At 30.7% G+C, this 9,863-nt stretch carries 5 protein-coding genes and 3 pseudogenes; 6 read left to right on the top strand and 2 right to left on the bottom strand.

Translation table 11 applies throughout. From position 1 onward, the window contains the following. On the bottom strand, positions 1-575 hold a 575-nt coding region (locus tag V7183_RS21795; protein ID WP_335360808.1), incomplete at its 3' end, for a hypothetical protein. Between the two features lie 1,047 nt (positions 576-1,622). Between V7183_RS21795 and V7183_RS21790 the strand changes: the two genes are divergently transcribed. From V7183_RS21790 to V7183_RS21770, 5 genes and pseudogenes are all read left to right on the top strand, one after another. Next, positions 1,623-2,777: a hypothetical protein gene (locus tag V7183_RS21790; protein WP_335360807.1), complete on the top strand. Its 1,155-nt coding sequence runs from the start codon at positions 1,623-1,625 to the stop codon at positions 2,775-2,777. Between the two features lie 2 nt (positions 2,778-2,779). Beyond that, positions 2,780-4,771, top strand: a complete 1,992-nt coding sequence (locus V7183_RS21785; protein ID WP_335360806.1) for an McrB family protein — start codon at positions 2,780-2,782, stop codon at positions 4,769-4,771. Then, on the top strand, positions 4,755-6,614 hold the full coding sequence (locus V7183_RS21780; RefSeq protein ID WP_335360805.1) for a DUF2357 domain-containing protein: 1,860 nt from the start codon (positions 4,755-4,757) through the stop codon (positions 6,612-6,614). Before V7183_RS21785 ends, V7183_RS21780 begins: the two co-directional genes overlap by 17 nt. A gap of 275 nt (positions 6,615-6,889) precedes the next feature. Next, positions 6,890-7,537 (top strand): annotated as a pseudogene (locus tag V7183_RS21775) (GNAT family N-acetyltransferase); the annotation flags it as partial. A 513-nt stretch (positions 7,538-8,050) separates the two neighbouring features. Continuing rightward, on the top strand, positions 8,051-8,827 hold the full coding sequence (locus tag V7183_RS21770; protein ID WP_335360804.1) for a hypothetical protein: 777 nt from the start codon (positions 8,051-8,053) through the stop codon (positions 8,825-8,827). A 182-nt stretch (positions 8,828-9,009) separates the two neighbouring features. On the opposite strand, the pseudogene V7183_RS21765 reads toward V7183_RS21770, so the two are convergent. Beyond that, positions 9,010-9,358 (bottom strand): annotated as a pseudogene (locus V7183_RS21765) (DUF5065 family protein); the annotation flags it as partial. 120 nt (positions 9,359-9,478) lie between these two features. Here V7183_RS21765 and V7183_RS21760 point away from each other — a divergent pair. Then, positions 9,479-9,688 (top strand): annotated as a pseudogene (locus tag V7183_RS21760) (hypothetical protein); the annotation flags it as partial. Between the last annotated feature and the right edge of the window lie 175 nt (positions 9,689-9,863).

Below are 9,863 nucleotides of genomic sequence, written 5' to 3'. Positions count from 1 at the left end.
ACTTTTATACTTCCTACTTCTGAACCATCTTGTATTACTCGAACAGCCATTGATGAGAATTTTTTCTTGGCATCAATTACTACACTCTGAGGTTTAGAAAAAAGTTTTCCACTTCCGCCACCAATATATATACTACTGCCAAATTGTGTTGGTTGATAATTATAGACTGTCAAACCAGCCGCTTTTACTTTTTCTAAAGCAGATTTATGAGCGTTAAGAAGATTAGTATCTGATGAACTAATCATGTTACGGTTTTCATCATAAGTAGCAGTAAAAGGTTCTCCATTATTTTCAGGTTGTTTATAAATATCAGGAGCTAATATTTCTTGCTGAAGTTGTTCAATTTCTTCTTCAGAATAGGATTTAATTAGATTTCCTTTTTTATCATAAGCTTCTATAAAAGGCTTCATATTATTAAGTTTTTCTTGGTATTCTTTATCGTAAATTACTTCTTCTGTAGGCTTTGATGTTGTGGTAGGTTGCGTTTCAGCAAATACGGGATTACCTGTTGTAGGGATTAAAATTGATGTAGATAATGCAAGTAAAGCGACTTTGGATAAATACCTTTTTTTCATAAAACTACCCTCCATTGTTTATAATTTTTAATATGATAATAGAGATACATATATTAGTTATGTAATAAGCTAATCCAGTATCTCCTATAATTAGAATACAACACATATTGTTTTTTTAAAACGGTTTTTTGCATAATATTCTATATCTTAAAATATCAGGTAATTATTTTAATTGGTGTTACATATCAAAAAAAGAATTTTGTACGTTTAGATACATTTTAGACACAACTGACCCCATTTACTGTACGTTAAGCGTAATGCTGATAAAATAAATTGAATTTTTTACTAATTCCTGCTTTGCTGCCCCTAAGATGAATTCTGCTGTATGTAGCTTGTTTTTTTATTTACACTACGCTGCGTGAAATTTTATATTCTTGCCAAGAAAGGTATTAAGACCAAATATTCCATATTAGTTGTGGACGAATTTAGGGTTCAGCCTTAGTTGTTCGATTTGTAACATAAACGTTCGTTTTTGTTACAACTCAAATAAATAAGAATGAATTCCAAATTAGTTTGTAATCAATATGGAATATTTTGTATTAATACCCCTTTTCGGGGGATGGGCAAAGTTATCCTTATAGTATATATTATCATTATAATTCTTGCTCTAGATGTAATTTTGTAATAACCTCCGATTTTTTCAGTATATCAAGTATAGAAAGCTAATGTTGAGGGAATTTATAATACTTTATGTATTGATGTAAGGACATATTAATGAATGAAAAGAAGGTGATGTTCCACCTTCTTTTTATGTGCAATTGTAAAAAGTGCATTTGTAGAAAGTACTTGAGGGAAATGAGAGAAGTACTTAGAGATATTTACCATATTTGAAAAATCATTAAACTACCTTAAATTGCAAAGTTAAAATACTCAATATTTCATGTTCATTGTCAGGGAAGAATATTTAGAATTTGTCTAGGGGGGAATCTCAAATAATGAAAAAATAGGAAAATAGTATGATATGATAAATTTAAGAATAAAGGAGAGATGAATAAGATGACTTAATCGTATTTGAACCTAAGAAAAATGACTATAAGGAGAAGGAAAATGGAACAGAAGCAATTTTGGAAATGGTTGTTTCAAGAACTAGATTACGAGTTGTTGTATATCTTTAAAAGTAAAATAAAGATAGTCGTAAGAGGTTTTCGTATAAATTCTGCACAAGATATAAAAAAAGAAAATCACCCATTTGTAGTAAATACATTTTTAAAGCCAGCGAATCTAAAAAAAATAAAACAATTTATCCAAGATGTCTCGTTGATAAAAAATAACGATGAAGATTTTGAGCTGGATTTAGAGAAAATTATTAAACGAGTTGAAAGTAAAAAGAATTTGGTAGAAACATTACTTTATTTAGTACAAGAAAAAAATGAAGAAATGGCGATTAATGTATATACATATTTCTGTGAAAAATTAGATGAATTACCAAACTCAGTTGAAAGTGAAGAAGTTGAATCAACTGATAAAAAGGTTATGAATATGAAGAAAGAAGAGTCAATTAAGACCCTTGAAGCCAAGATTAAAAAAATAGAGGCTGACCTTTTGAAAGCAAGAAGCGATTTAAAGAAGAAAGTGGATGAAAACAAGACATTAAAGGGGCAAATAAAAAATGACCGAAAACAATGGACATCCAAATTAAATGAAACTAAGAAAAGTCACGAGGAACAATTAAATAAAATTAAGGAAAGTCACGAAGAGCAATTAAATGAGAGTAAGAGACTATATGAAGAACAAATAGCCAATCATAAAAATAAAGAATCAGAATTGAATAAAAGATTCGAAGAATTAGTGAAAGAGAATAAATCCTTTGTTAAAGCTCATGAAGAGTTAGAGAAAGAAATGATTGAGCTAACAAAAACAAACAAGGAATACGAAGAGTTATTTGAATTATATGATCAGGAAAATATTAGGGATGAGGGTGACAAATTAAGAATAATAATAATTGGTAGACCAATGAATATTATACAAACAAAAACCCCAGATATAAATATAGAAATCTTAAATAATATTGAATTTAAAAGTTATCAATTTCCAAAGAGTGATAAATGTTGGGTGTTACCATTTACATTAAACAATCGAGAACGTACGGAACTGCAGCACAATGTTCATTTTAATCTTATGGAGAATGTTGAATATTTCGATGATTATTTAAAGTTAATGAACGCATTGAAGAATATTGAAAAAGTTGAAGTGAGGGTATAGATATGGCACCGTTAAAGAAGTGGGATGCAGATATTGCAGGAGTTTTAGCAACTCAATCTGACATGGAAAAAACACAAATCCTTGGTCGAAAGCCAATTATTATGAATCAACAAAATAGTCTGCAATTCTATCTGAAAATTATCTCAAACGTACCATCGAGTTTTCCTGATTCTGTAAAAATGGTTACTTGTTTTGGAGAAGAATTAGAGCGATGGGGTTTTGTTGATGATACTTCAGAAACAGACGATAATAGAATCGTTAAACTAGAGGAATTTTTACATTCTTATATTTTATTCTTTAAAGTAGAAATGAATCGTAGTACACAATCAAATATGGAATTTTATGTAGCAAAGAATATTCATATTCAAAAGAAAGCGGATTCATATACAGAAGGGGACCATTTAGTTCCGATTCCTATTTTTAATGAAGCAATCTCAAAAATGAAATTGGACGATTTTAAAAGTGCCTTACATAAACAAAGATTTGTTGGGTTAAATAACCATATTTCAAAGGAGAAAAATGATTGCCCGAAGTATATTGCATGGGGAGAAAATAATAATATGGTTATCTCCCTTTATGGCGAATTCGATAATTTCTCAAACGCATTTGCTGGATTTCGTTTTATACCTGAAGGGAAAATAGGGACCCTTGAGGTATCAGAAGACATTTTAAATGAGAGTTATGTGAGTCGAGACATATTATTCTTACCATGGAAACGGTATAGTGACATTGAAGATACATGGAGCAATGCAAAAGTTATTGAACCGAGTGATATTGAATTAGATGGTGAAAATAATAATGATTATAAGGAAGAACAAAAGTCTGAAATGAGTGAAGAGGAAAATATTAAAGAAACTGCATTTAATAATGAAGAGAAATTCATGAAACGCTTTGTTCAGTATACTGAGAAAAATGGTTTAATTTATGATGAAGCAGACCTATATAATTTTCATACAGCTATCAAAACAGGCAGCTTAGTCATTTTATCTGGGATGAGTGGTACCGGGAAATCAAAACTGGTTCAAGAATACGCAGGTGCACTGCATTTAAGTTCTGATAAAGTCTTATTTATTCCTGTTAGACCATTTTGGCAAGACGATGCGGATTTAATTGGCTATCTAGACACTTTAAATAATATTTACCGACCTGGTGATTCTGGTCTTGTTAATTTATTAATTGATGCTGAAAGAGATTCTGATTCGGTTTACATTGTTTGCTTTGATGAAATGAATCTTGCGCGAGTTGAACATTATTTTTCTCAGTTTCTATCTGTATTGGAAATGGAAGACGGGAAACGCTTCTTACAACTTTATAATGAAGAATATGAAAACCGTATTCATAATTCACATGCATATCCACCGAAAATTGCAATTGGTAAAAATGTGATTTTTGTTGGAACGGTCAATGTTGATGAATCAACACATCATTTTTCTGATAAGGTACTTGATAGGGCAAATGTCATTAGCTTAACAGTGAATTCATTTGACGAGTATTTAAAAATAAAAAAGCTAAAGAAACAAAAAGATGATAAGGCTCAGCCGAATGTTCAAACTAAAAGTTTAACCGTTTACTATAATGAATTTGAAACATTTATTAATCGTAAAGAAGATGATTCAGATTTAAACGAAGATGAATTAGCGTTCTTTTGGAATCTACATAAATTGCTGTCAAAATACAATAAAAATATTGGTGTAGGGTGGCGTATTATTAAACAAATTGAAAAATATGTAAAAAACATACCGGAATTTGGTCCACTAACCAAATCAGAAGCAATTGATATTCAATTAGTCCAGCGTGTAATGACAAAAATTAGAGGGTCAGAAGAACAATTGAATAAGGTACTAGGCTCTTATGATATTAATGAGGAAAAAGTGCTTGATAGTAAGTTACAAGAGTTATTTGATGAATATAAACAAATCTCTGATTTTACAAAATCACGCGAATGTTTGATAGATAAGTCAAGGGAGCTGCAACTACATGGGCATACCATTTAGTGTACATTTTAGAGAAAGCGGTTATAAATTAAAAGAACTAACCAGTTTTGTTACGGACAAAAATGATTTATATGAAATTAATGAAAAAAATATACTTGAAATTACGGAAAATGTAGATATGGAGCTCTGTTTTGACTGTGATGATTTTAATGCTAGGTTTTATATGGATGGGTTAGATATTTTATCGGTAAGACTACTTGATGTAGATGAAGGGGAGAATGTATATTTTCCTCCTTCACCAGAATATGTAACAATCTATAAAACTGTTGATGATACGTACCAAGCATTTCAACGTCAGTCAGCTCCTAACCGTATTGAATATTACCCGCTTATACCAGGTTATTACCGAATTAAGGTCATGTATCAAAATCAGGCTTATTATTCATTAGTAAAGGTTGTTCCAAAGCAAATTACAGAGGAACAATGGGAAGTAATGAAAAAGGAAGTGCAAGATACACTCGAAGGGTTAGCGCAAGATTTAATTAGGAAAAATGTAAGCATTGATAAAGATGATTCGGATATTATCCCTGTGGACATGTTACGTAAAATCTATGTGTTAAAAAGTGAATATCAGAAGCTAATCAATTCAATACTAGCAATCCGGGAACAACCAAGGTTGAAGATCAGTAAGAAATATTCACTTGTACCAGTAGGTAAAAATAGTTTTGTTGATGCACAAAGCATTCGATACCGAGCGAAACACCCTGAAAGTATGAATGAAATTTATACACCGAATTATTATGAAAATTACAATATTATCGAAAATCAATGGATAGTCTATATTATGAATTTCATTGTAAAAGAAATGAAGAGTGCAGCCATATTTATTGATAAATATATCATGAAATTAACAAACGAATTAAAAGAAGAAAAACGATTTATTCATGAATATAACCAAATTCGAGTAGAAACGAAAGAAAAGTCATTAGAAGAACTAAGAGGCTATATTAAATTTATTACGAAAATCAGAATTGAATGTAAAGCATTATTATTAGAAGAATGGGCAAAACCTATTTCAACAAAAAAACCGATGCGAATTCCTCATGTATTAAATTTAGATGTTCGCTATAAACGTATTTTTAAGGTATATCGCATGTTAAATGATAAAGAGTTCTCTATTAAGCAAGATTCGAAATATGATTTTTATTGGAAACGAACGGACAAGTTATATGAAATATGGGGATTCATTAAGTTTATGAAAGTATTACAGAGTAAAAGTTTAGGATTCAAAGTTGTTAGTGGGTGGATATATGATGAAAAATATAAGGAAAAAAATATTAATATCCCATTCTTAGAATCTAGCACAGCAATTGTTTATATGAAAGATGATATTAAGTTACATTTAGTATATGATGAAGAAATCCCTAATAAAGGAACTAAAACAACAAGAGAAAAACCATTACATGTAAGTGGTAGTAAACACAATAGACCCGACACAAGGATTGATGTTTATAAGAAGAATGAATATATCGGTTCGTTAATAGTTGATTTTAAATATCGACCAAGAAAAAATGTTTGGAGATCGGCATCTATAAGTTATCAAAATAGAACAACGATGCAATTAATTAGCTATCGCCAAAATATCCAATCCAACTATATATTTGAAAATAGTAAATCAAAGGATTTTCGTCATCGAATTAACCCTGTTCAGGAGGTATGGGCTGTTTATCCAAATCATACAACCAATGATAGTCATAATATAGACCCATTTGAGCAATATAAAATTAGGTTATTCGGATTGAGTCCGAATGAAGAAACGACTGAGCTTGAAGAATTGTTAGAAAACACTTTGCAAAAAATAATTAAAGGGGATACAGAGGTACAAGAGGGTATTAAAATATGAAGTAATAAGGCCACGTTAAATGTGGTCTTATTTTAATATGCATAAAAGTTATATATTGGCAGGTTAATTAAAAAACGGCTCAAACATTGGGGGGTAACTTAATATTTCTTTGATTATAAATTTATTGAATTCAGATTTTAAGTGACATAAGGTACTTTAAATTATTTTACTTGTTTATTTATGTACAATTATAAAAAAGTAAATACCCTTTTAATAAGGGATTAGGTATGTTTTAGGATTTTTGTACAGACGTATTTTATAGAGATAACCCTGCATCACTTCCTATTCCAGTTCTTGGAGTTATACATCCAGGAGCAAGGGCAGCAATTAAGGTGACCAAGCAAGGAAAGATAGGAGTAATTGGGACTACAGGCACGATAAGATCTGATATGTATGCAAAAGCTTTACAAGAGCTTCATGCAAATTTAAAAGTACATAGCCTCGCATGCCCAACATTAGCTACAGTAATAGAAAATCGATTAGACGACACAGTATATGTGGAACAACAAGTAAAACAAGCTTTATCATCATTAACTAAAGAAGACATAGATACTTTGATTCTTGGTTGTACCCATTATCCACATTTAGAATTATATATAAAAAAAGAACTCGGGAAAGATATTTCTATTATTAGTTCCGCAGAAGAAACTGTGGGCTTTGTTTCAATGGTTGACGATTATTTGGCTGCACTGTTTATTGATGTTAAGCACCAAGGCCAAGGATACGGAAAAAGATTATTAAACTTTATAAAAGGACGAAGGGAAAATATACAACTGAAAGTGTACAAGAAAAATGAGAAAGCCGTTAATTTCTATTCGGGAAATGGTTTTGTAATCAAAGAGGAATTATTGGACGAACAAACTTCCGAGAAGGAATTTTTAATGGAATGGGAAACTCTAAGTAGTATCCATAAAAGTAGATGATCTTCCGCAATCGGGCGCGATTGTGCAATAACACTTAGATTTAAACGACTTTATTGTTGTATTTTTAAGTGCAGTGGAGTATTTCATATCAAAAATTAAACAACTTTATTGTCATTTTACATAATCCGCCCTTACGTTGACTACATGTATTCAACGTAAGGGCCCTTTTAAATTCGTTTTTTAATTTTCTTAGTTAAGATAACGTGTATATCTCGGCTATCCCCCTCCTTTAGGTAACCATATCCAAAGGCGGGGGAAGCATCGCAACTTTATTCAAAACATCGCATCCATTTTGTAAACATCACGACTTTATTTAAAATCCACAGCTACAAAGCCCCAAACCCCTTAGTAACTATTTCAATAAGTATATTACAAATACAGTACGTGAAATTTTATAAAGACAGAGTTGTTCATTATTTAAAAATTAACGCGTATATTCAATAAAAGTGGGGGAGAATGAGTAGTTAGAACAGGTAACATAAATTTGGTATACCTAAAAAATGGAGGAACATTATGAAAGTACTTTTTACAGAATGTAAGGAAACATACCTACGTAAGCCTATAAATGCGGCTAGTGTTGCTAATGCCTACTTAGATTGCTTAGTGCAAACTAAAACTTATCTGCAGCTCCTGTTGCTAGTCTTATTAAGTATTGCTACTGTATATTTACCTTATCCTTCATTTGACCTTAAATATGTAAATAGCATAGATATAATGCCGCTGTATATAATTAAAGCACTATATTTTTCGTTTCCTATCACATTTGTGTTTCTATTTATAATGCGGAATCAAAGGTGTTTATTTTTCAGGAAAATTACCTTTCAGCAGCTAAAAATATCTTTCTTTTGTGCTTTTATTATTTTCGGTGTAATGTTGTTATTTTTGTATGTACTGACTTTTTTTACAACATTTCACGGGACATCTAATCCCCATGAAAATGAAGGACTTACAAATATGTTTCTTAAAACACCTGGAATTGCAATTCAAATAATTGGTGAAAATATTATGTTTACTTCTCTACTATTCTTTTGGCACAAAATCATACGTTCCTTCATAGTAAGTCCTGTCTCTTCAATTACAATCTCCTTAATTTTGTCTGGAAGCTCGTTTGGACTACTCCATCTTTCTACGTATAATTTTAACTGGGTACAATGTTTAATTATTATTGGTATGCCAGCCATTACTCAAATGATTTTCTTTCTTAAATATAAAAATATTCATATGGGGTACATGCTTCATTTCAATTACAATTTCATCATCGTACTTTTTAACTATATCCTTTCTAATTAAACTAATTTAAAGCTAAAATATAAAGAAAAGGCACCCCTGCTGCAAGGCACCTTTTCCAAGGGGCATAACTCATTGCCTAAACGATCGTTGGTCAATTAAAACGCTTAGACTATTAAATGAGTTATAATTTTATTATACATAAATTATACCAAAAGTATTATCCCAGGTGAAATTAACTTTAATTATTTTGTAATTCTAAAGCTGCCCCCATAATAATAATTTTCTCCAAGTTTTATAAAAGCTACATATGTTCCTGGCTTATAAACGGAAGTAATAGGTGTAACAAGACTACTATTATTATGCGAGATACTTAATTCATAAATTGTTTTATATCTGCATGTTTATTTCTTCATTTTCATTCTCACTTAATAGATATATCTTTACAATACTGGTATCCTTACCACCAATGTAAAGATTAACATCGAATGTATCCCCATGTTTTAAGTCATCGACTACTAATTCTCGTAAGAAATCTGCATTATGATGTAATTAAAAATAGTTTTTCCACTGCCAATCATCTAAAAACGATGATGCAACGATATCATCTTACCTATTTTTTACTTCACACTTTATAAATTCATCTTTTAAAAGAACGTTAGTTCGTATATAATATAAACGGAACGAATGTTCTTTTAAGGAGATGTATTAATTATGTATGATTATTCCCTTTTACCTAACCGGACTATATGTTTTGTTGACTTACGTAGCTTCTATGCATCTGTTAGTTGCGTTAAAAAAGGCTTAGACCCGCGATATACGAAACTTGCTGTAGTTGGTGATGTAAATCGTAGTGGCTCAGTATTATTGGCGGCAACTCCTCCGCTAAAAGCTTTAGGTGTCAAAAAGCTGGCTCGATTTTATATTGATATCTTTTTTTGAGTTAAATTAGAATTAATAATTCTATCAATGGTTATCTTAATTTTTCTCGAAAACGGAAAAATATTTAGAGCGAAATAGCAAATAATCCTCGATGGTACTGTCAAAAATAAAAAAGTTGTTTAACAGTAAATCAAAGTATGGATAGGCTACACTGAAC

The organism is Bacillus sp. JJ1127 (assembly GCF_036965845.1).
Classification (GTDB): Bacteria; Bacillota; Bacilli; order Bacillales; family Bacillaceae_G; genus Bacillus_A.
The sequence above is the reverse complement of the archived record's forward strand: the minus strand, read 5'-3'. Positions and strand labels throughout refer to the sequence as shown.